17 protein-coding genes and 1 pseudogene are annotated in these 21,284 nt (G+C 65.6%); 8 read left to right on the forward strand and 10 right to left on the reverse strand.

The genetic code is table 11. The features are described from left to right. The first annotated feature begins 16 nt into the window (after positions 1 to 16). Positions 17 to 568, forward strand: coding sequence for a hypothetical protein (locus tag RBA41_RS01055; protein ID WP_306620115.1), 552 nt, complete (start codon positions 17 to 19; stop codon positions 566 to 568). A 1-nt stretch (position 569) separates the two neighbouring features. Then, positions 570 to 779: pseudogene (locus RBA41_RS01060) on the forward strand (cysteine peptidase family C39 domain-containing protein); the annotation flags it as partial. A gap of 68 nt (positions 780 to 847) precedes the next feature. Here the strand turns inward: RBA41_RS01060 and RBA41_RS01065 are convergent. Then, entirely contained in the window at positions 848 to 1,315 is a 468-nt protein-coding gene (locus RBA41_RS01065) for a hypothetical protein (RefSeq protein ID WP_306620117.1), read from the reverse strand. Positions 1,316 to 1,543: 228 nt separating this feature from the next. On the opposite strand from RBA41_RS01065, the gene RBA41_RS01070 reads away from it, so the two are divergent. Together RBA41_RS01070 and RBA41_RS01075 are read left to right on the forward strand one after the other, a co-directional pair. Next, the gene (locus RBA41_RS01070) at positions 1,544 to 3,793 is read left to right on the forward strand and encodes a hybrid sensor histidine kinase/response regulator (protein ID WP_306620119.1); all 2,250 of its coding nucleotides are present in this window, start codon (positions 1,544 to 1,546) and stop codon (positions 3,791 to 3,793) included. 57 nt (positions 3,794 to 3,850) lie between these two features. After that, complete coding sequence (locus RBA41_RS01075) at positions 3,851 to 5,059, forward strand: hypothetical protein (RefSeq protein WP_306620121.1); 1,209 nt, start codon at positions 3,851 to 3,853, stop codon at positions 5,057 to 5,059. 94 nt (positions 5,060 to 5,153) lie between these two features. On the opposite strand, the gene RBA41_RS01080 is transcribed toward RBA41_RS01075, so the two are convergent. Further along, entirely contained in the window at positions 5,154 to 7,727 is a 2,574-nt protein-coding gene (locus RBA41_RS01080; protein WP_306620123.1) for an eCIS core domain-containing protein, read from the reverse strand. 263 nt (positions 7,728 to 7,990) lie between these two features. Then, on the reverse strand, positions 7,991 to 10,888 hold the full coding sequence (locus tag RBA41_RS01085; RefSeq protein WP_306620125.1) for a bifunctional diguanylate cyclase/phosphodiesterase: 2,898 nt from the start codon (positions 10,886 to 10,888) through the stop codon (positions 7,991 to 7,993). 169 nt (positions 10,889 to 11,057) lie between these two features. Here RBA41_RS01085 and RBA41_RS01090 point away from each other — a divergent pair, with 169 nt between their 5' ends. Continuing rightward, positions 11,058 to 13,499 (forward strand): hybrid sensor histidine kinase/response regulator, encoded by a 2,442-nt coding sequence (locus tag RBA41_RS01090; RefSeq protein WP_306620127.1) that lies wholly within the window; start codon positions 11,058 to 11,060, stop codon positions 13,497 to 13,499. Further along, positions 13,496 to 13,924, forward strand: coding sequence for an NUDIX hydrolase (locus RBA41_RS01095; protein ID WP_306620129.1), 429 nt, complete (start codon positions 13,496 to 13,498; stop codon positions 13,922 to 13,924). The genes RBA41_RS01090 and RBA41_RS01095 overlap by 4 nt, the downstream gene beginning before the upstream one ends. Before the next feature lie 10 nt (positions 13,925 to 13,934). On the opposite strand, the gene RBA41_RS01100 is transcribed toward RBA41_RS01095, so the two are convergent. The 7 genes from RBA41_RS01100 to RBA41_RS01130 all read right to left on the reverse strand — a co-directional run bounded on the left by RBA41_RS01100 (position 13,935) and on the right by RBA41_RS01130 (position 19,400). Then, positions 13,935 to 16,271: an ATP-binding protein gene (locus RBA41_RS01100; RefSeq protein ID WP_306620131.1), complete on the reverse strand. Its 2,337-nt coding sequence runs from the start codon at positions 16,269 to 16,271 to the stop codon at positions 13,935 to 13,937. Positions 16,272 to 16,567: 296 nt separating this feature from the next. Then, positions 16,568 to 16,978 (reverse strand): nuclear transport factor 2 family protein, encoded by a 411-nt coding sequence (locus RBA41_RS01105; protein ID WP_306620133.1) that lies wholly within the window; start codon positions 16,976 to 16,978, stop codon positions 16,568 to 16,570. A 24-nt stretch (positions 16,979 to 17,002) separates the two neighbouring features. Beyond that, positions 17,003 to 17,272: a DUF5985 family protein gene (locus RBA41_RS01110; RefSeq protein WP_306620135.1), complete on the reverse strand. Its 270-nt coding sequence runs from the start codon at positions 17,270 to 17,272 to the stop codon at positions 17,003 to 17,005. A gap of 3 nt (positions 17,273 to 17,275) precedes the next feature. Further along, positions 17,276 to 17,533 (reverse strand): DUF5985 family protein, encoded by a 258-nt coding sequence (locus RBA41_RS01115; protein ID WP_306620137.1) that lies wholly within the window; start codon positions 17,531 to 17,533, stop codon positions 17,276 to 17,278. Continuing rightward, positions 17,533 to 17,928, reverse strand: a complete 396-nt coding sequence (locus RBA41_RS01120) for a hypothetical protein (protein ID WP_306620139.1) — start codon at positions 17,926 to 17,928, stop codon at positions 17,533 to 17,535. Before RBA41_RS01120 ends, RBA41_RS01115 begins: the two co-directional genes overlap by 1 nt. 72 nt (positions 17,929 to 18,000) lie before the next feature. Continuing rightward, positions 18,001 to 18,693 (reverse strand): LysE family translocator, encoded by a 693-nt coding sequence (locus RBA41_RS01125; RefSeq protein WP_306620141.1) that lies wholly within the window; start codon positions 18,691 to 18,693, stop codon positions 18,001 to 18,003. After that, positions 18,690 to 19,400 carry a hypothetical protein gene (locus tag RBA41_RS01130; protein ID WP_306620143.1) on the reverse strand — a complete coding sequence of 237 codons (711 nt, stop codon included), beginning with the start codon at positions 19,398 to 19,400 and terminating at the stop codon, positions 18,690 to 18,692. The genes RBA41_RS01125 and RBA41_RS01130 overlap by 4 nt, the downstream gene beginning before the upstream one ends. Positions 19,401 to 19,496: 96 nt before the next feature. On the opposite strand from RBA41_RS01130, the gene RBA41_RS01135 reads away from it, so the two are divergent. Continuing rightward, positions 19,497 to 20,453, forward strand: a complete 957-nt coding sequence (locus RBA41_RS01135) for a helix-turn-helix transcriptional regulator (protein WP_306620145.1) — start codon at positions 19,497 to 19,499, stop codon at positions 20,451 to 20,453. Between the two features lie 32 nt (positions 20,454 to 20,485). After that, the gene (locus tag RBA41_RS01140; protein WP_306620147.1) at positions 20,486 to 21,271 is read left to right on the forward strand and encodes a DNA/RNA non-specific endonuclease; all 786 of its coding nucleotides are present in this window, start codon (positions 20,486 to 20,488) and stop codon (positions 21,269 to 21,271) included. The last annotated feature ends 13 nt before the right edge of the window (positions 21,272 to 21,284 follow it).

A 21,284-nucleotide genomic window follows, 5' to 3' on the forward strand; every position in this document is an offset into this window, starting at 1 on the left:
ATCTAAGGAGTCTGTCATGCCTATTTCGCTTGATCGTCCCATATCTCTCCCAGCGACGAAACCGCCCCCATTCGTCTTTTTCCCTACAGTACGCGCACACAGCTTTTGGCGGTATTTCTGGCCGTTTCAATCTGTAAAACAATTTATGTTAACTATCGCAGAAAGCCTGGTCGCGGCCATCATATGTATCTTACTGGCACCTCAGTCAACGCGGCCAGATGCCAGGGCCTTCCTTGCTGTCGGTTTTCTCCTAGCCGTACTACGCAAGAACGGGTGCGAGGCATTACCAAGCAAAATAACAATTGCAAGCACCCGCGGCCCAGCTCGCCAGTTGATGCCAATGATCGAGCAGATTTTTGTGGAGCGTGAATATACGCGTGCCCCTTTGCCCGCCAGTGGCGACCATATTCATTTTCTTCCGCCCTTGGCTGCCGGCCCAAGCTGGTTTTACTCACCTGAGCAGGATATCGAGTTAGCCGTAGTTTACGACAATATCATTGAAGTGCGAGGGCCTAAAAACACGCTTTACTCGATTGAGATGTTCCTGCGCTGGAAGCTGGAGGAATAACATGGCCACGGCACCGTTCTTTCGCGGCGCGCGCCTGACGTTGATTTTTCAAGCGGAGGTGGCCGAGTGCGGACTGGCCTGCCTTGCGGTGGTCGCCTCCTACCTTGGCTTGCGCACCGATCTGGCGACACTGCGCGGACGCTTCCGCACATCACTCAACGGCGCCAGCATGCTGACGCTGACCGAATACCGTCGTACGTACTGGCTTGCGATGAAAACCGCCACCATTAACCGCAACTGTGGATCCCACCATCCCCGGCGCGTCGAACGCGCCGTTTTTTACTGCAGACCTGCCAGACGCTGCGAGCGGGCCGACTGTGCGGCGCTGTCCTGCAACATCAGGCTATGGCGGGCCGCCTTGAGCGTGGCGATGTCGCGTGCCAGTCCGCCGCCGGCGCCGGGCTTGCGCACCACCGGCAGTTCGCGCCGCGGCAGCGCCGACTGCGAGGCGGTGTAGCGTTCGACAACAAGCGCCGTCACGGCCGCGGCCGCCGTCGATTCGCCGCTGACGATCGTCTGGCGCTCATCCTCGCCCTCGGCCTGAGGCTCGGCACTGGCCGGCTCGGTTCCGCTCGCCACCACCACCGCCACGGCCTGGGCCTGTTGCGGGCAATGCGCATCGGTCAGCGTGACCTTGCCGTCATGGTCGATGCACTTGACGATCGCGATCGCCGGATCGGCAAACACGGTCGATGAGAGCATCAGGCCGGCGAAGAAAATGCTGCGGGTAAGGGTAGGGTGAATCATGGTCGTGCTCCTGTTTGCGAATGAGTCCATTTTGCGCAGTTCGTCGTTCCCTATCTGTTCGTTACCACACGCTGTTGTTTTTACATTGAACTTTCGAATGGGAAATTATTATTCCTGCGCAAATCGGTGCGCACGGTTGGGCGCATCGGGCCACGGCGCGTATGAGGAAAGTACAATGTTTCACATAAGCGGGCTCAGCATCCGCACTTATGACAGGCGGCAATTCGCATGCGTATCCGGACCTATTTGTTCCTGATGGCCGCCGGCATCCTGGTGCCGGTGGTGGTGTTCGCCGGGCTGGCCCTCGGCATGCTGCAAAACGCCGAGCGCGAAGCCGCGCTGCGCGGGCTCAAGGAAACCTCGAACAGCATCGCCTTGCTGGTCGACCGCGAGCTCTACAGTGCCGAAGCGGGCCTGCGCGTGCTGGGCGGCTCGCCCTCGCTGGCGCAAGGCGACCTCAAGGGCTTTTATGCGCAGGCCCGCCGCGCCAACCGCGGCAGTACCGGTTGGACCGTGCTGCTCGACGAGCATGGCCAGCAATTGATCAATACCATCCTTCCCTACGGCAGCGCCTTGCCCTCGAACACCACTCCGGCGCTGGTGAAACACGTGATCGCGACCCAGAAAACCTATGTGTCGGACGTCATTCCCGGCCCCGTGGCCAAGGGTCTGGTGACCACGGTCAGCGTGCCGGTGCCGATCGACGAGGGCAAGCGCTATGTGCTGTCGGTGGCGTTTTCGACCGACCATTTCACGCGCCTGATCGCCAGCGTCGATATGCCGCCCGGCTGGCTGGTCGGCATCATCGACAGCCAGGGGCGCTTCATCGCGCGCAACCACAACGCGGACGGCCTGATCGGCAAGCCGGCCCGTCCCGAACTGGTCGCGGCGGCGCGCAAGGCGCACAGCGGGCAGATCCGCCACAACACGCTCGAAGGCACCGAAGCGTACGACGTGTTCACCCATTCGACCCTGTCCGGCTGGTCCCTGGCCGTGGCAGCGCCCGTGGAGCTGATCGAACGCTCGGCGCGCCACGCCGCCTTCGTGGCCGGCATGGGTTTGCTGGCGGCGATGCTGTGCGCGGGGGCGCTGGCCGTGTATTTCGGGCGCCAGCATGTGCGCTCGATCGCGCGCGCGGTCAAGGCCGCCACCGACCTGGGCGCGGGCAAGGCGCCGCGCCGGGTGCGCTCGCGCGTGGACGAGATGAACGAGCTGCACGACGCCCTGCATGCGGCGGGCGAGCAGATGCTGCAAGCCCAGGCCTACCGGCGCAACGCCGAGACCGAGCGCCAGGCCCTGCTGGACGCCGAAAAGACAGCGCGCCAGATGGCCGAGCAGCAAAACAGCGCCAAGGACCAGTTCCTCGCCATGCTCGGGCATGAACTGCGCAATCCGCTGGCCCCGATCAGCACCGCCGCCCAGCTGCTGCGCCTGCAGCCGGACGACGCCAAGCGGGTGCGCTACGCCAGCGACGTGATTTCACGCCAGGTCGAGCACATCAACAGCTTGCTGGGCGACATGCTGGACGTCTCGCGCGTCACGCGCGGGCTGGTCACCCTGAACATGGAAGAGATCGAACTCGACGCCGTCCTCGACCGCGCGCTGGAACAGACCCACAGCCTGGTCGAGGCGGCGCATCACCGGGTCGAGCTGGCCCTGCCGCCGACCCCGATCCGGATGCGCGGCGACAGGACGCGCCTGACCCAGATCTTCGCCAACCTGCTCAACAATGCGGCCAGGTACACGCCGCCCAACGGCCGCATCGGCATCGATGCCAAGGTCGATGACGGCCACGTCGTGGTGACGGTCAGCGACACCGGCGAAGGCCTGGCGCCGGAACTGGCGCCGCGCGTGTTCGACCTGTTTTCGCAGGGCGAGCGCAAGCCGGACCGCGCCCAGGGCGGCCTCGGTCTCGGCCTGGCGCTGGTGCAAAGCCTGGTCCGGCTGCATGGCGGCAGCATCACGGCGTCGAGCCCGGGACCGGGGCTGGGCAGCAGCTTTACCGTCACCCTGCCGTGCGAGCCCAGGGACAGCGCGCCGCTGCCGCCGCGGCGCCGGCGCGGCGACGGGCGCGGGCCGGCGCTGCGCGTGATGATCGTGGACGACAATGTCGACGGCGCCATCAGCCTGTCGCTGTTCCTCGAAGCGGCCGGCGGGCACAATGTGTGCACCTATTACGATGCCGGCGCGGCATTGGCCTGGGCCGCGTCGGAAGCGCCGGACGTGTTCATCCTCGACATCGGCCTGCCCGACATCACCGGCTACGAGCTGGCGCGCCGGTTGCGCGCCATGGCGCAGTTCCGCGACGCGCTGTTCATCGCGCTGACCGGCTACGGCCAGCCGCAGGACCGCGAACAGGCGCGCGAGGCCGGTTTCGACCATCATCTGGCCAAGCCGGCCGATCCGCAGCACGTGCTGGAACTGCTGAGCCGGCCACGCAAGGCGGGGGCGCGCCGCGCCGCCAGCGTGCGCAGTTAGCCGCCGAGCGGGCAATTTGTTACCATGTCGGCTCTTTCGTCATCCATCCATCCTCCCATGCCCAAAAACAAGCGCCCCGTTCCCCGCAAATCCCACGTCCCGGCGCAGGAGGATGACGATGTGCTGGCCCAGCAGCTGGCCGATCTTGCGCTCGCGCTGGCCGAACAGGAACACGATGACGATGGCGACGCCGAGGCGCTGCGCCTGAAGGACGTGGAATTTGGGCGCCTGCTGCGCAACGCCTTGCGCAAGAAGAACGACGAGGTGCTGTACGGCGCCATCGAACGCGCGCGCTATACCGATGCGGGCGCATACCAACTGCTGCGCGAGCGCACCGAAGAAGCGGCCGGCAGCGTCACCCTGCGCCGCGAACATGGCCCGGAAATGGAAATCAACGCCTTTGCGCTGCCGGTATTCGTGCACAGCACGGGCGGCCTGAAGGAAGCGCAAGGCTTTGCCGACGGCGACGCCTTCGAGCAGCTGGTCGAGAGCTTCAAGCAGGGCGGGCTGGAAAGCCCGCAAGCGACGGTGGTGATGATCAGCCACGCCTACGACCTCGATGAAGTCGATGCCATCACCTACAGCCACCTGAACGACATGGTGCGCGACGCGGCCGGCTCGATGACCGAAAAGAAACTGGTGGCGCGCCCCGCGCTCGAACGCAGCATGACCGGCTGGGCGCAAACGCATTTCGGCCCGGCCGACAAGGCGGTCGAACTGCGCTTCCTGCTGGGGTTCGCGATGAAGCGCGCCGACGACCCGTTTTACGCGGCCCCGGCCGACGAAGCGGCGGCCGATGCCTGGTTCGAGGCGCGCATGGAACGCTACCGCGCCTGGACGGTGCAAGCCGCGCCGCTGGTCAAGCGCTGCCTGGCGGCCGATCCGGCGGCGATCGAGCTGCACTTCTTGTACCAGGATCTGTTTTTCGGCGCCAAGGAGCAGGGCGTGGCGGAACTGGCGATGCTGCAGATGATCACCGACGTGAATGCGGCGCTGGAAGCGGGCGCGGTGCCCGCCGGCGAGGTGCGCGCGGTGGTCGGGCCGGCGGCGGTGGAAGATGAAATGGTGATGCGGGTCAATCTGAGCGACCCTGCGGGCGTGCTGCTGGCCTCGCTGGAAAAGCCGCTCGACGTGGCCGCCGACCTGCAGGGCGAGGTGGACGACCTGTGCGACGCCCTCGGTTCGCTCGGCATCACCGCCATCCAGGTGGCGCAGCGCTTCGGCGAGGATGGCCAGCCCCAGGGCGCCGTCGCTTACGCAGGCTAGGGGGCGCGCAACAGCCAGCCGAAGAACAAGAAGCGGTAGCGCAGCCTCCGAGGGGCACGCCCGGCGCCGTCAGGATCATCCGGCCGTCACGTCGTCAGCCGCGCTTGACCCACCAATAGTGATTCCCGTTGTGAATCACATGCACGTCGGCGCCGCCGTTGCCGACGACAACTGGCGCGATGCCCGGCAAGACCGTGTCGATGTGCACCGTGACGGCGGGCGCGTCGCCGTCCGGATAGAGCTCCCCCAGCACATGCTGCGTAATGATGTCGACCACGCGCGTGGTCGCCGGCAAATATCCCCCGCTGTCGACACCGGCGAGGTTGGCCTGTACCAGGGAGGCTCGTATCAGCGCCGCCTGCGCTCTGGTTATCTTCCTGCCCACCGCGTTCGCAATCGCGAAGATCAAACAGTTGTTCCCGTCAGAATCGCCATATTGCAGCGAACCTCCATAGTGCTGCGCCAGCCCCTCAACGGTTTTCTGCTTCTTTCCAGTTGGAAGATTTTTGTTCGTCACCAGATTCTCAAACTTTTTCTTGCCGAGACCGTCTAATGGCATGGCTTTTCCATGAGGCGACTCCGCGAAGTCCTGCAAAGCTTCGTCGTAGCGCCGGACCCGGGTCTTCGCCCGTTCCCGCTTCGGCTCTACACTGGCGAGCAATTTCTTCTTTTTGTTGAAAGTGTCGAAGTCCTTGGCTGTTTTCCGGAACGGGCCACGAAGGTGTTTCCTCAGCAAACCATGCCGCCCCTCCAGCATTCCCAACAATTTTTCATGCTTGCGTAAGGCGCGCCGTGCAGCCTTCAGTTCGCCGGCATCGTCGTTCTCCTTTGCCTCATTCATCCGTTCAAGGTCCATCAATATTTTGCGGTTCAGTATTTTTATTTCCAGGCCAAGCGTGTTCAGGAAAGTCTTGCGCTTGCGCTCCCGAGTGCTCAAGCTGTCCTGTTCGCTATATATCAACCCGGTATCATCCTCGCTGTCGGACGACGACGCTTCGTCGAGCGATTCGTCGTGGTCGCTGCGCTTCATGCGAAGCGCCTTGCGCAGATATCGATCCGTGTCCGTTGCCGTACTGCCTTCCTGCTCGGCGATCGTCTTCATGAACGAGTCGGTAAGGATACGCCGGCCCGACCGCGTACGCTTGGCTCCACGCTTCGCTCCAGCAGTGCGCTTTTCTTCTTCTTGCTCCGCAAGGTGAGCATCGAGGAGCATCTTTTTGTTAAGTAAAAAAATCGCCTTGTTTTGCGGGTAGGTGAACAAGGTTTTTTTCTCATTCGGAGGAAAGCCGATGTCAATCGGGCCGGGATAGATATGCCGCAGCCTCTTCATCGAGTCAGCTCCTTCCGGCAGCTGGGGTAACATGCGCGTCAAGCCTGCGCCTTTCGGCAATGCCATCCACTTCTTCGTGTTGTCCAGTTCTTTCTGGCGCCACGCATTTTCGTTCAGCCGCTTTTTGCTCACCAAGTTGGGCGGTGTATGGAAATTCTGAAACATCGACATGTGAAACGGGATCAGTTGCAGGTCCTGGTCAAGCGCGGGGTCGAGCGGGACCTGCCCATCGCGCAATGGGATCTCGGTGCCGGAGCGCACCGCCCCGTCGATTGCGTCTTGTTTTCCATCATGTCGTTTAAGCGCTGCATGCAAGGCCTTCGACATTTGCGCGTACGAATAATCGTTATCGCCCTCCTTGCTGATGTCTGCCAGCGCGCCCGTCCGCCGCCGCTTGGTCTTGCCTACCGTGGTATACACGCGCCTGGCTTTCTGGTCCGAGCGCACTGTGTATGTTTCCGCAGCCAAGGACTCATCGTTTGACTGTTCGTCCAGGGATTCCTCATCCGACGAATCACCATACGACGGTTCTTCCACGGATTCATCTTCCGACGACTCACCGCCCGGCTCTACTTCCATGGATTGCGAGTCGGACGACTCGTCCTTGTTCGACCGGTTCGACGGCTCTTCATCCTCTTCATCCGACTCGTCGTCACTGAACCGTTGCACCACCGCGCTGGCCGATCCCGTGATGGCCGTTCCTGGCTGGACATTGCGTTGTCCGCCGTCCACACCCGCGGATTGCAACTGCGCCGCCTTCGCGCCCATCACGTCGGCCTCGTGTTCGTGGGCCTTGTCGTCGTTGACGAGCACGCCGCCATGCATCTGCATCGTCGGCTTTACCCGTCCCTGCGCCTGCTGCACCACATGCCAGGCTTCATGGGGTAGATGCCGTTCCTGGCCCGGGGCGATGTGAATGTCCGTTCCCTGGGCATAGGCGTGCGCGTTGAGTTGGGCCGCTTTTCCGGAGTTGTAGTGCACGCGCACCCCATCCATCCTCATGCCCGACAGCGTTTCGATGCCAGTCTTGAGCTGGTCTGGCAGGCCGGTGCGGTTGGGTACCGCTGGGGCCGCGCCCTGCACAAAGGCCGTCGATCCTGTTGCGCCGCGTGGGGATGCCGCTTTTTCCAGCCGCTGTGCGGTTCCACCACGGATCATTGCCTGTTGCGACAGCTGCGCCGCCATCCTTGGGCTGTGCGAAATGAGATCCGCAAGCTGCCGTTGCACTACCGCAGCAGGGCGCTGATCGACCAGTGCCCCCGGCTTGGCCGGGGATGGAACCTTGGCAGCGGTAGCATCCTGTTGCTCTGCAGCGTGACTGCGCGTGAAAACGGCCATAGCTCCTCTCGTTACGTGGCACTGATGACTCGCAGGGCCCTCGACCAATGCCCGGAGCGGGTGCGCAGCGCGGATTGCGCAGCTGGAATGAAGCAATAGAAAAAGGCTACGTGGCATAAAAGACTACACGCTGCATCGCCCCCTGTCCACAAATCGTTGCCGTGCAATGTTGCCGCCCTGGCGCGGGGCGACGGTTCGCTGTCGACAGTGTCGCACCGCGGGTCGGCTATCTACCGATCCCGGCCGCAACGCGGCGCGCCAGCTCAGGGGGTAAGCGGACGCGGCTTTCCGACCCAGTACCCCTGCGCGAAATCGACCCCGATCGCCTTCAGGCTGGCCAGGATGGACGAGTCGGTCACGTATTCGGCAATCGTCTTGCGCCCCATCATGTGGCTGATATCGTTGGTAAAGCGCACCATTTCAAAATCGACCTGGCTGGACGACATCATCTGGATGAACGAGCCATCGATCTTGATGTAGTTCACCGGTAGCTGCTTGAGGTAGGAAAACGAGGTCATGCCGGTGCCGAAATCGTCCAGCGAAAAGCGGCAGCCGCGCGCCGCGAAGGCTTCGATGAAGGTAATCGTCTTTTGCATGTCGGCAATTGCGCCATTTTCCGTGATCTCGAAACACAATTTGTCGGCCGGCACGTCGGAAGCGTCGATCAGGTCCGCCGCGAACTTGTGAAAACTGGGGTCGCCCAGGGAGCGGCGCGACAGGTTGATGCTGCACGTTTCCAGCGCCTCCATATGCTCCGGATTGCTGGCAAGCCATTCGAGGGTGCGCTTCAGCACCCAGCGGTCGATCTTGACGATCACGTCGTAGCGCTCGGCGGCCGGCAGGAACACGGCCGGCCCGATCGGGCCATTGCGGCCATTGCGCATGCGCAGCAGGATTTCATAGTGGCGCGGGGCGTCGCCATCGTCGAGCGGCAGGATCGGCTGGTAGTACAGCTGCAGCTGGTCGTTCTGGAAGGCGTGCGTCAGGCGCGTGACCCAGTGCATGTCGCTGCGCCGCTGGGCAAAGTCGAGGTCGCCCTTGTAGTGTACGTAGATGCGGTTGCGCCCGCGGTCCTTGGCCAGGTAGCAGGCGTGGTCGGCGCGCCGCATGGCTTCCTCGACATTGATGGTGCCGGCGTCGATCGGGGTCAGGCCGATCGAGACGCCGAGCTGGAAGACGCGGCCCTTGCAGACGTAGCGGAAGGTGCGGGTGGCGTCGAGGATCTTTTGCGCCACCGCCGTCGCCTCATCGACATCGCAATGCTCGACGATGAGCGCGAACTCGTCGCCGCCGATGCGCGCCAGGGTGTCGCGTTCGCGCACGTGCTCGCTGTAAGTGCCGGCCAGGCGCTTGAGCAGGTCGTCCCCGGCCTGGTGCCCGCAGGTATCGTTGACCACCTTGAACTGGTCCAGGTCCATGTAGAGCAGGGCGGCGCTGGCCCCGCCCGGGTGCTGTGCGCGTTCGATGGCGCGCTCGAGGCGCAGCTCGAACTCGCGCCGGTTGACCAGGCCGGTGAGCGCATCGTGGCTGGCCTCGAAGCCGAGCCGGCGCAGCAGGCGCTTCGATTCGGTGACGTCGTGGATGATCAGTACCGTGCCGATCAGTTCACCGTCATCGAGGATCACCGGCGCCACGGCGTTCTCGACTGCGAAACGCTGGCCTTCCCGGCTGATCAGGGTGGCATGCGGCAAGGTGTCGGTGGTCAGGTGCTCGCCCAGGCAGCGCTCGATCGCGGCGAAGGTGGCGTCGCTGGCGCCGTATTCCTCGATCTGCAGCACATCGCGAAAGCGCAAGCCGCGCGCGGCCGGTTCCGCGATGCCGATCATGCGCTCGGCGGCGGGGTTGACCGACATGATGACGCCGCCGCGGTCGGCGGTGATCACGCCGTCGGTGATCGCGGCCAGGGTGACCAGGGCGCGTTCCTTCTCGGCGGCGGCCGCCAGTTCCATGTGTTTCCGCTTGCTGACGTCATGCAGCACGGCGATGGCCACCCGCGCCACGCCGTCGCTGTCGACGATGGCGGCGGTGGTGACGTCCAGGTGCAGGCGCTCGCCGTCGTCGCGCTCGTACACCAGGTCCTGGATGCGCGGGCTGTCCTGGCCGTTCACGGCGCGCCTCAGCGGCAAGTCTTCGGCCCGGATGCGGGCCCCGCTGGCGTCGACGAAGGCATAGCTGTCATAGTCATGGAAACTGTTAATGCCGGAAAAATCGCGCCCCATCATGCCGGCGGCGGCCCGGTTCTGGTAGGTCAGCCGGCCGGACGGGACGTCAGCCAGCACGATGCCCGAGGGCATTTGTTCAAGGATGTCGGCGAAGCGCGAGCGTTCCTGGCGCAGTTGCGTCAGCAGGCGCTCTTTTTCTTCTTCGGCCAGCTTGAGGTTGTCGATCCCCACGCAGGCGCCGAGAAACTGCATCGGGCCTTCATCGATACCGCGGTGCCAGTTGGCACGCAGAAAGAACCACTGGCATGCGCCATCGCGGCGCAGGAAGCGCAACTCGGTTTCGATGGGGGCAAGGCAGGGATCAAGCTGGGTCTTTTCCAGCAAGGTGCGAAAGCGGGCGCGGTCGTCGGGGTGCACGAACTCCAGGCAGGCATCGAAATCGAGCTCGCGCGCTTCGCCCTCGTGGCCGAGCAGTTCGAGCAGGTGGCGCGATACCTCGACCTGGCCGCTGCCGACATTCCACTTCCAGGTGCCGGCCTGGGCCGCATGCAGGATCAGGTCGATTTCCTGTTTTTCCTTTTCGCACTGTTCGAGCAGCCGGTGGTGGGTCAGGTCCATGGTGATCTTGGAAAAGCCCAGCAGTTGTCCGTCGTCGCCGCGCAGCGCGGTGAGCGCGATGTGAGCCCAGAACAGGCTGCCGTCCTTGCGCTTGCGCCAGGTTTCCTCGCTATAAAAACCCATCTCGGCCGCCTTGGCCAGGTTATGCTGGGGCCAGCCGCGTTCGCGGTCCTGCTCTGTATACAAGAGCGACAAATGGCTGCCGATGGCGTCGTCGGCCGTGTAGCCCTTCATATCCTGGGCACCCCGGTTCCATACGGTAATATATCCGTGTGGATCCATCAGGAATACCGCCACGTCGCGGATCCCGACCACCATCAGGCGGTAGAGCTCGGCAGTTTCGTGCTGCGGCAATGCGGAAGCCAGGAATCGTTCGGACATGCGATACCCCCACCTTAGGAAGGTGCAAAAAAGCTTAGATGGATGGGGCCGCCGCAAGTTCCCGGGTTTTTGAAATTTTTTATATGCTACACAATTGACTTTTATTCATCGTCGGCCTACATTGCCAGCTTGACCCTGGGCGACCGCCACGAGGCACATCGGACACCCCATGATCGACCAGAACAGCCAGTCAGAGAGCAAACCCAAAGGCAAAATCAACATCCTGCTGGTGGACGACCAGAGCGCCAACCTGACCGTGCTCGAGGCCGTGCTGGCCGACCTCGACGAGGTGCTGGTGAGCGTCACCTCGGGCGAACTGGCCCTGCGTGAATTGCTCAGCCGCGACTTTGCCGTGGTGCTCATGGACGTGCACATGCCGACCATGAGCGGGTTCGAGGCGGCCGCGCTGATCCGCAGCCATCCGCGCGCGCGCACGCTGCCGATCATCTTCCTGACCGCCGCCGGCGACGATCCCTGCCATGTCGAACAGGCCTACGCGCTGGGCGCGGTCGACTACCTGACCAAGCCGGTCAGCCCGGTGATCCTGCGCGCCAAGGTGGCCGTGTTTATCGACCTGTACCGCAAGACCGCCGAAATCGCCCTGCATGCCCAGGCCAGCCACCTGGAAGCGCTGCGCACGCGTGACGAGCGCATCCGTCTGATTCTCGACAACACCCGCGATTATGCCTTCATCGGCACCGATACCGATGGCATCGTCACCGAATGGGAGGGCGGCGCCGAAACCATCACGGGCTGGTTCGCGGCCAAGGCGTGCAGCCAGCCGAGTGCCGTCATTTTCACGCCCGAAGACCGCGCCGCCGGCGTGCCGGAACACGAAATGCGCCTGGCGCGCGACACCGGCCGCGCCGACGACAAGCGCTGGCACGTGCGGCGCGACGGCACGCGCTTTTTCGCCGATGGCGTGATGGTGCCGCTGCGCGACGAGTCCGAACGCCTGCGCGGCTACGCCAAGATCTTCCGCGACGCCACCCCCGAACGCCTGGCCGCCGAGCAGCTCGAAGCGTCCGAACAGCAGCTCGGCGAGTCGCGCCAGCGCTCCCAGCGCGCCGAGGAGGGCATGCGGCGCCTGGCGGCGGTGGCGGCGCAGTCGTCCGACTTCATCGGCATTGCCGGTTCGGACGCGCGCACCAGCTACGTCAACCCGGCCGGGCGCCGCCTGGCCGGACTGGCGCCCGACGCCTCGGTCGGCGAGTACGGCATCAGCGACTTTTTCGCGCCCGAGTGCCGCGCCTTCGTCGAGCAGGTGGTGCTGCCGGCCGTGCGCGGCGCGGAGGGGCGCTGGGAAGGCGAGTTGCGCATGCGCAACTTTGAAAACGACGCCACCCTGCCGGTGTACTACAAGGGCTTCGCCGTGTGCGACGACGAGGGCCGCAATATCGCCCTGGCCTCGATCACGCGCGACATCACGGCCCAGAAACAGGCCGAAAACGACTTGCGCCTGGTGGCGGCCGACCTGGCCGAGGCGGACCGGCGCAAATCCGAGTTCCTGGCCACCCTGGCGCACGAGCTGCGCAATCCGCTGGCGCCGATCCGCACCGGCCTGGACCTGATCCGCATGTCGTCGGCCCCGCCCCAGAGCATGTCCAAGGTGCACGAGATGATGGACCGCCAGCTGGGCCATCTGATTCATCTGGTCAACGACCTGCTGGACGTGGCGCGCATCACGCGCGGCAAGATCGAGCTCAAGCGCGAGGCCAGCGACGTCGCCACCCTGGTGGCCATGGCCATCGAAACGAGCATGGCGGCCCTGAACGCGGGCGGGCACAGCTTGAGCGTCGAAGTGGCCGGGGAAGCCTTGCCGCTCGACGTGGACGTCACCCGCATCGTGCAGGTGCTGAGCAACCTGCTCAACAACGCCGCCAAATACACGCCGGCCGGCGGGCGCATCGTGCTGCGCGCCGTGCGCGAGTGCGACGACGCCATCCTGTCGGTGCACGACAGCGGCGTCGGCATTTCGCAGGAAGACATGGGCACCCTGTTCGACATGTTCACCCAGGTCGGACGCAACCTCGACCGCTCGCAGGGCGGATTGGGCATCGGCCTGTCGCTGGTGCGCCGCCTGGTGGAATTGCACGGCGGCAGCGTCAGCGCCGTCAGCGATGGACGCGACCAGGGCAGCACCTTCACCGTGCGCCTGCCGCTGCGCAGCGGCGTGCTGGCGCCGCCGCCGCTGCCATGCGCCGGCGCGGTGCCGGCCGCCCTGCGCGTGCTGGTGGTGGACGATAACGTCGATGCCGGCAACAGCCTGGCGGCCCTGCTGCAGGCCCTCGGCCACAGCACCGACGTGGCCGCCGACGGCGAACAGGGCCTGCTGCTGGCATCGCGCCGCAAGCCGCACCTGGCCTTCCTCGACATCGGCATGCCCGGCATGAGCGGGCACCAGCTGGCGCGCGCGATGCGCGCCACGCCGGCGCTCGATGGCGTGCTGCTGGTGGCGCTGACCGGCTGGGGCGCGCGCGCCGACGTCGTCATGTCGCAGCAGGCCGGCTTCGACCGCCATCTGACCAAGCCGGTCGATATCGCCGCGCTCAACAGCGTGCTGGCCGCGGCCGCGATCGCCACGGCCACGCCGGCGCGGCGGCTGCCGTGACACGCGTGCAGACCGTCTCGTGCGGTACCCTGGTACTCAACCCGGCCGGCCAGCTGCTGCTGTGCCATGTCACCAATACGGCCAGCTGGGACATTCCCAAAGGCATGCAAGACCCGGGCGAGACCGAGCTCGAAGCCGCCATCCGCGAACTGCAGGAAGAAGCCGGCATCGCTTTCGCAGCGGAGCGTTTCGAAGACCTGGGCGGGTTCGCTTACCGCAGCGACAAGCGGCTGCACCTGTTTCGCGTGCGCGCGGGCGCGGAGCTGGCCAGCCTGACGCACCTGGCGTGCACCAGTTTCTTTCCGCATCCGGTCAGCGGCGAGCCGACCCCGGAAACGGACGCCTTCCGCTGGGCCGGCCGGCGCGACGTTGCCCGCCTGTGCTGGCCGCGCATGGGCAAGCTGCTGCTCACGCTCGACTGGTAACGGTACCGGCTCAGGCCGGGTCGTGGCGGCGCAAGTGGTTCGACAGCAAGTCGGCCACCGACGCCAGATCCACCGGCTTGGTCAGATGCAGGTCGAAGCCGGCGGCGCGGGTGCGCTCGCGGTCGGCGCTGCTGCCCCAGCCGTTCAGCGCCACCAGCAGCGCGTCGTCGTGCCGGTCGTCGGCGCGGAGGGCGCGCGCCAGTTCGAACCCATTCATCCCGGGCATGCCGATATCGAGGAACATCACCTGCGGACGGTGCGTGGCCGCCATGGCCAGCGCGCCGGCCCCGTCGTTGGCGACCTCGGCCGTGTGGCCGATCAGCGTCAGCAGTTCGGCCAGGGTGGAGGCGGCGTACACATTATCGTCCACCACCAGGATGCGCAGGGGCGCGCCGTTCGCCATGGCAGCGCCGGACTGCGCGTGGCGATCCGGCAGCGGCGCCGCCACGCCAGGGGGCGCCAGCGGCAGGCGCACGCTGAACACGCTGCCCAGACCGAGCCCGCCACTGGCCGCGGCGACGCTGCCGCCGTGCTGCTCGGCCAGGCTGCGCACCAGCGACAGACCGATGCCGAGCCCGCCGCACTGATGGTCCGCGCGCCCGATCTGGCTGAACATGTCGAATACGCCCGCCAGATCATCCGGCGCGATGCCGATGCCGTTGTCGGTCACCGAGATCAGCACGTCGGCGCCGCCCTGGCGCGCCGCCAGCGTGATGCGTCCTCCCTGCGAGGTGTACTTGGCGGCATTGTTGAGCAGGTTGCTGAGGATCTGGCGGATCCGGGTCGGGTCGGCGTACAGCGCCAGCGGCTGCTCCGGCACCAGCACCTGCAACTGGTGCGCCTTGCCATCGATCAATGGGCGGCTGGTTTCGATGGCGCCGGCGACGAGTTGCTGCACGCTGGTCCATTCGGGCTTGAGGTCGATCTTGCCGCGCGTGATGCGCGCCACGTCGAGCAGGTCGTCCACCAGCGCCACCATGTGGCCGAGCTGGCGGTCCATGATGTCCTGCATGCGCGCGGCCACGGCAGCGTCGCCGCCGCTGCGGCGCATCACCTGCAGCCCGCTGCGGATGGGCGCAAGGGGATTGCGCAGTTCGTGCGCCAGGGTGGCCAGGAACTCGGTCTTGCGGCGGTCGGCCTCGGCCAGGTCGGCCGCCAGCCGGCGCAGCTCGGCGTCGGCCGCGACGCGCGCGCTGATATCGGTAAACAGGACCGCGACCAGCCGGCTGCCGGGGCCGCCGACGCGGGTGGCGTACACGTCGTACCAGCGCTGCATGGCGCGCGCCTCGTCGATGAAGCGCACCGGCGTGCCGCTGGTGGCGACCTGGCCATAGATCGAAAACCAGTGGCGGTCGTGCCCGGGCACCATCTCGAGCATGGTCTTGCCGACCGCGTCGGCCAGGCCGGTATGGGCGACGAAGGCCGGGTTGGTTTCCATGAAGCGGTAGTCGAGCGCGGTGGCGCCCTCGAACAGCACCTCGATGATGCAGACGCCGGTGTCGATCGAATCGAACAGGGTGCGGTAGCGCTCTTCGCTGGCGCCGAGTCGTTGCTCGGCCCGTTTCTGGCGCGTGACGTCGATGACCACGCCGCGCAGGTGTTGCCCGGCACCCATGTCGGGCACGATCTGCCCGCGCGCGATGACGTTGTGATACTGGCCGTCGGCGCCGCGCACGCGGTATTCGACATCGTAGGGTTCGCCGCTGGCGAGGGCGGCGTTGATGTGGGCCGTGGTGTGGGCCAGGTCATCGGGGTGGAGCGCGTTCAGGTAGTGCTGCACCGGCCCGCCGGCGGCCACCTCGGGCGACAGGTTGAACAGGCGCGCCATGGCGGCGTCGGCGGTCACGCGGTTGGCCGAGACGTCCCAGGTCCAGGTGGCCAGCTCGGCGGCGGCCAGGGTGATGTCGAGCCGGGCGCGGGTATCGCGCAGGTCGGTTTCGCTGTGGCGTTGCTTGGCCGCCGTGCGATGCGCGTCGATGAAAAAGCGGATCTTTGCCTTGAGGGCCACGCTTAGCGCCGGGCTGGGCAGAACATCGATGGCGCCGGCCGCATACGCTTCCGCGACGGAAAAGGAAGGATCGTTTTCCGGCGCCAGCAGCATCACGGGCAGTCCTGCCAGGCCGGGCGCGGCGCGGACCTGGCGTGTGAGCGCGACGGCGCTGGCGCCATCCGCACTGGCATCGATGAGGATCAGCGCCAGCGCGGGAGTGGGGCGATGCCCGGACACGTCCGACGGGCTGATGCGCAGGACAGTTTCGCCTGGCTCGCTGATAAGATGATCGATTGCGGTATTGACAGCATCTTGCTGAGCGATCAGCAAGATGCTGGCGCCATTGCCCGCTCTCATCGGATAGTCCGTTCCTTGGGGGCGTACTGTGGGGGAACGAATGATGGCGGCATTGCTGGCTTTGCGGGCGTGATGAACAATCGGACAATGTAGGGCGTTGTACAACCAAAGTCAATCGAATGCAGCCTTCTGTGGCGAGACGGCATCGTCCGATGGCGCTTGGCGGACGGTGTTCGCGGGCTGGCTCCCGCGTGTGGGGGAGAGGTCGATGCCGAAGCGTAGGCGGTTTCAGCATGGGAAAGACGGGTGCCTGAACGCGCCGCCAAGCGGCGATGAGTCCAGGCAATAAAACCGGCTTATTTGGTGCCGGCCGGTGGCGGCGGTTCCGGATTGAGCTTCATCGACCAGATCACCGACGCGGTCTTCCAGCCGTCATCGGTGCGCACCAGGTGCCAAGCTTCCTTGCCCCGGTTCTCGCGGCAGTTGCCGGCCTTGAAGCGGTAGTCGAACCAGACCTGGGCCACGTCGGCGTCGGCGTCGATGCGCACGTTGTCGAAGGTTTCCTCAAGCGGTCCCGGTGACCTGGCAATGTCTTCGATGAATTCGCGCGGCGAGCCGCCGGAGATCTTGTTCGGGCGCGGCAGCGGTTTGTCGGTCCGGCGCGCCACGATCCGTTCCTTAGCCGTGCGTGATTGCCCATCTGCCGGCGCCAGCGTTCCGGCCACGGCGCCGGCCACATCGGCCCCAGGCGCCGGGTCTGGCGGCAAGGCGCCGATCCGGCGCGCACCGCCTTATTTGCCGGGGTCGGAACGCCGCCAGTTCTTGGCAATAATCGCCCACAGGATCAGGCAGTAGGAAAGCAGCCGCAGCAGGAAGTGGAAGGGCGAGTCTTCGCTCATCGCCGGCGTCAGGCTGGCGTAGATGCGGTGGCCGCCTTCGATCAGGAAAGAGAGCGCGAAATAGAGGAAAAAACGGTCGCCCGAACTGCGCCAGAAACGCAGGAAAAACAGGCCGATCACGATCGAGCCCATGGCACCGGCCCCGGCCAGCATCAAATCCATCGCTTACTCCTTTTCGTAAATCAGGCCGTACAGCAGCAGGGACACCGAGATCAGCGCCGCGACCAGGCGCAGCGTGAGCAAATCCACATGCGGAAAAATCAGCTTGTCGAGGATCAGAATCAGGTTGTTGAGGGTCATGCCGCCGAAGCACAGGCCGCTCCAGAACAGCAGGCGGTGACCGGTGCGCGCGTAGCTGGCCAGCAGCAGCCAGGCGCAGGCGAGCGAGGTAAACATGCAAAGACCGTAGATTGCTTCAGCCATTACGATTCCTTTCGCCAGGTGAACGCATCGGCAAACTGCTGTGCCTTGCGATCGAGTTTCGAGTGAATCAGATGGGTGACGTCGACCAGGCGGCGCGCGTACAAGTCCGCCAGCGCATCGATGACCTGGCCCAGCGCCGCCGTGGCGGGCTGGTAGCGGAATACCGGCTCGCCGCCGGCGTGACGCAAGGCGACGGTCATGCCGGCCCGCGACAGGTCGGCGAGCAGCCCGGCGGCCAGCTTGTCGCCGATATAGAGCCGCGAGGCCACCGCCTGCGTGGTCCAGTCCTGCTGCGCGCCGGTGCGCAATAGCAGCAGCGCCTCCAGGTGGGGCACGGAAGCAATGCTGGTCAGTACGAAGCGCCGTAGCTCTTCGGGAATCGGTTGGGGCACCATGTTGTCAAAGAATCCATTGCGCCAAGCTGAGCCAACGCGGTCCAAAATCCGTATTCTAGACGATTTTGCTTATCAAGTAAGCATCAGGTTTGTTGCAATCCTGCCTCCTATGCCATCGGACGCTGCTGGCGGCACGTTGCGCACCAGCTGGAACGCGGTCAGTGCGGCAACCACGATCAGCAGCAAGCCCATGGTGCGCGCCAGCACGATGGCAGCGCCGGGACGCCGTTCCAGCCAGCCGCCGGCACTGCCGCTCAGCAAGGCGAGGGCGCCGTACACGCCCGCCTGGGTCAGCGCGGTGATCGCACCCAGCACCGCCGACTGGGCCCACAGCGGTTGCGGGCCGGGATGGAGGAACTGGGGAAAGATGGCCAGCATGAACAGGTAGGCTTTCGGGTTGAGCAGGCTGGTGCCGAGCGCGCGGCGGAAGGTGGCGCCGGTGGCGCAGGCCGCGCCCGGTGTACGCGCAGGCCCCGGCGCGCTGCTGCGCAGGAAGCTCAGGCCGATCCACGCGGTGTACAGCGCGCCGGCGCCCAGCATCGCGTTGAACAGGGCCGGCCACAGCGCCAGTACCGCCGCCGCCCCCAGCGCGCCCATGGCCAGGTGGCAGAAGCCGCCGCTGACGATGCCGGCCACGGCGGCCAGTCCCGCGCGCCGCCCGCCCAGCACCGCGCTGCCCATGACGAACGCCATGTCCAGGCCGGGCAGGGCGACGATGCCGAACACCACCACGAAGTACAGCCAGAGGTTGGTGGCGTCGTTCATGCCGCCGCCATCGTGGCGGAGCGGGCCGGCGCGGTAACGCTGGCGGCGCTGGCCCAGCGCAGGCGCGAACCGCGGCCGGGGTCGAGCACCAGCAGCTCCGGCGGCGCGGCCAGCAAGCCGGTCCCGGCCAGTTCGCCGGCGGCGGCGTCGAACGCGGGGCGCAGGGCGGCCAGCGCGGCGTCGTCGCACAGGATGCCCAGCCAGACCAGGGCCGCTCCCGCGGCGCGCTCGCCGAGCGTGGTCAGGATGCCCGCTTCGATCACGCCGCTGCCATGGTAAGCGGCGAAACAGCGCTCGGCGGCGCGCTCGCAGGCATCCATCCGGCCTGGCGCCACATGGAAAAGCTGGGCGACGACGATGCCCTGCGCGTCGCCGCCCATGGGCAGTGGCGCGATGCCGGTATCCGGGTGGAGCGGCCTGAGCAAAAGGACCTCGGTGCGGGCGGGCACGGCGGCGTGCGCCTGTTGGTCGAAGGCGCGGCCGATCCTGGCGCACGCCGCCCGCGTGCGAAAGCCGCGCAGCCAGGCGAAGCCGTCCGGCCGGCCGCGTTCGCAAAAATGGCCGAACGCCATGCCGCCCAGGTGCTGGAAGGCGTGCGCCAGCGTGTCGTCGAAACGGCGCGCAATGCCGTCGCGCGCGCCGGGCGCCATCGTGTAGCGGCGCAATTCGATCACGGGGAAATCGTCGTTCTGTTTGGGGCTCGTCATGTTGTGCTCTCTTTCTTGTTGATGAAACATCGACAGGCGACAGCGTAGATTCAAAACAGGACAGAATTCGCCCTATTAATCTGATATCGTTACACCATGTACCATCCCACCACCCGCGTGCTGGCAGTGCTCGAACTGCTGCAAACCCATGGCCGCCTGAGCGGCGCCGAGATGTCGGCGCGCCTGGCCGTCGATACGCGCACCTTGCGCCGCTACATCGTCACCCTGGAAGAGATGGGCATCCCCATCACCACCGAGCGCGGGCGCCACGGCGGCTATGCGCTGATGGCCGGCTTCAAGCTTCCGCCGATGATGTTCACCAACGACGAAGCGCTGGCCCTGGCGATCGGCCTGCTGGCCGCGCGCAGCCTGGGCTTTGCCGAGGCCGCGCCGGCGGTCTCGAGCGCCCAGGCCAAGCTCGAACGCATCATGCCGGCCAACCTCAAGCAGCGCGTGCGCGCCATCGATGAAACCGTTCGCCTCGACATGATGCGCACCGTGGCCCCGACCGACAACGACGCCCTCGTCACGCTCAGTTCGGCCGCGCTGGCGCAGCAGCGCGTGCACCTGCGCTACCGCGCGCCCGACGGCAGCGAGACCGAGCGCGGTTTCGATGCCTACGGGCTGGCGTTTCGCGCCGGCTGCTGGTACGTGATCGGCATGTGCCACCTGCGCGCGGAGATGCGCTCGTTCCGGCTCGACCGCATCGTGAAGGCCGAGCCGCGTCCGGTCTCGTTTGCGCGCCCGTCCGGTTTCGACGCGCTCGGCTACCTGACCCGGTCGATGGCAACGATGCCGCGCGCGCATCCGGTCGAGGTGCTGCTGCGCACCGACCTGAAAACAGCCAGCGCGCATTTCTTCGACGCGCTCGGCGTGTTCGAGCAGATCGATGAAGGCGTGCTCCTGCGCTGCAGCACCGACCATCCCGACTGGTTCGCCGGGCACCTGGCGGGGATGCCGTTCGAGTTCGAGGTGCGCACGCCGGACGTGCTGCGCGACAGCGTGGCCAGATTAGGTGAACGGCTGCTTCGCATGGCGGGCGCGCTCCGCTAGAATGCGTCGCTCATCATTTCAATTTGGAAAACATGATTCAGAAAACATTGGCCGGCCTCGTCCTCGGATGGACGATGCTGGCAGCCGGCAGCGCATTTGCCGGCGGCTGCCCCGCACATTACGTCGACGGGCGCCTGCCCGAAATCCGCAATCCCAAACTGGCGAAAGCGACCACCGAACTTTGCTACGGCGTGTTCGGCGTCATGCATTCGGGGATCACGCGCACGCCGCTGTGGTCGGCCGAACGCTTGCGTCCGGAAAACCTGAAGCTGGCCAAGAAGCTCTCGCGCGACGATTCCTTCCACGCCGAGGAACGCCTGGCGCCGTCGCAGCGGGCCGAATTGTCCGATTACGCCCGCAGCGGCTTCGACCGCGGCCACATGGCACCGAACGGCAACATGCCGGACCGGCACACCCAGCACGAAAGTTTCACGCTGGCGAACATGGTGCCGCAGGACGCCGACAACAACCGCCACCTGTGGGCCGGGCTGGAAGGGCGTGTACGCGACATGGTCAGGAAGGAAGGCACCCTGTATGTGATCACCGGACCGGCCTTCATCGGCGGGCGCTTGAAAAAGGTGGGCAACGTGCTCGTTCCGAGCCATTTGTACAAGGCCGTGTATAGTCCGAGCCAGAAGGCGGGGGCGGCCTGGCTGGTGGAAAACCGTTCGACGGACGAGCTCGAGATCATGACCATCGCCGAACTGGAAGAAAAGATCGGCATCAACCTGCTGCCGTCGCTGAGCGCCCTGCAAAAGTCCGCGATGCTGGACTTGCCGCAACCGAAACAGAAGAAATCGCGCCGCTGGCCGTTTTGATATTCAAGGGAGA

The sequence above is a fragment of the Massilia scottii genome, from assembly GCF_030846495.1.
GTDB lineage: Bacteria > Pseudomonadota > Gammaproteobacteria > Burkholderiales > Burkholderiaceae_D > Telluria_A > Telluria_A violaceinigra.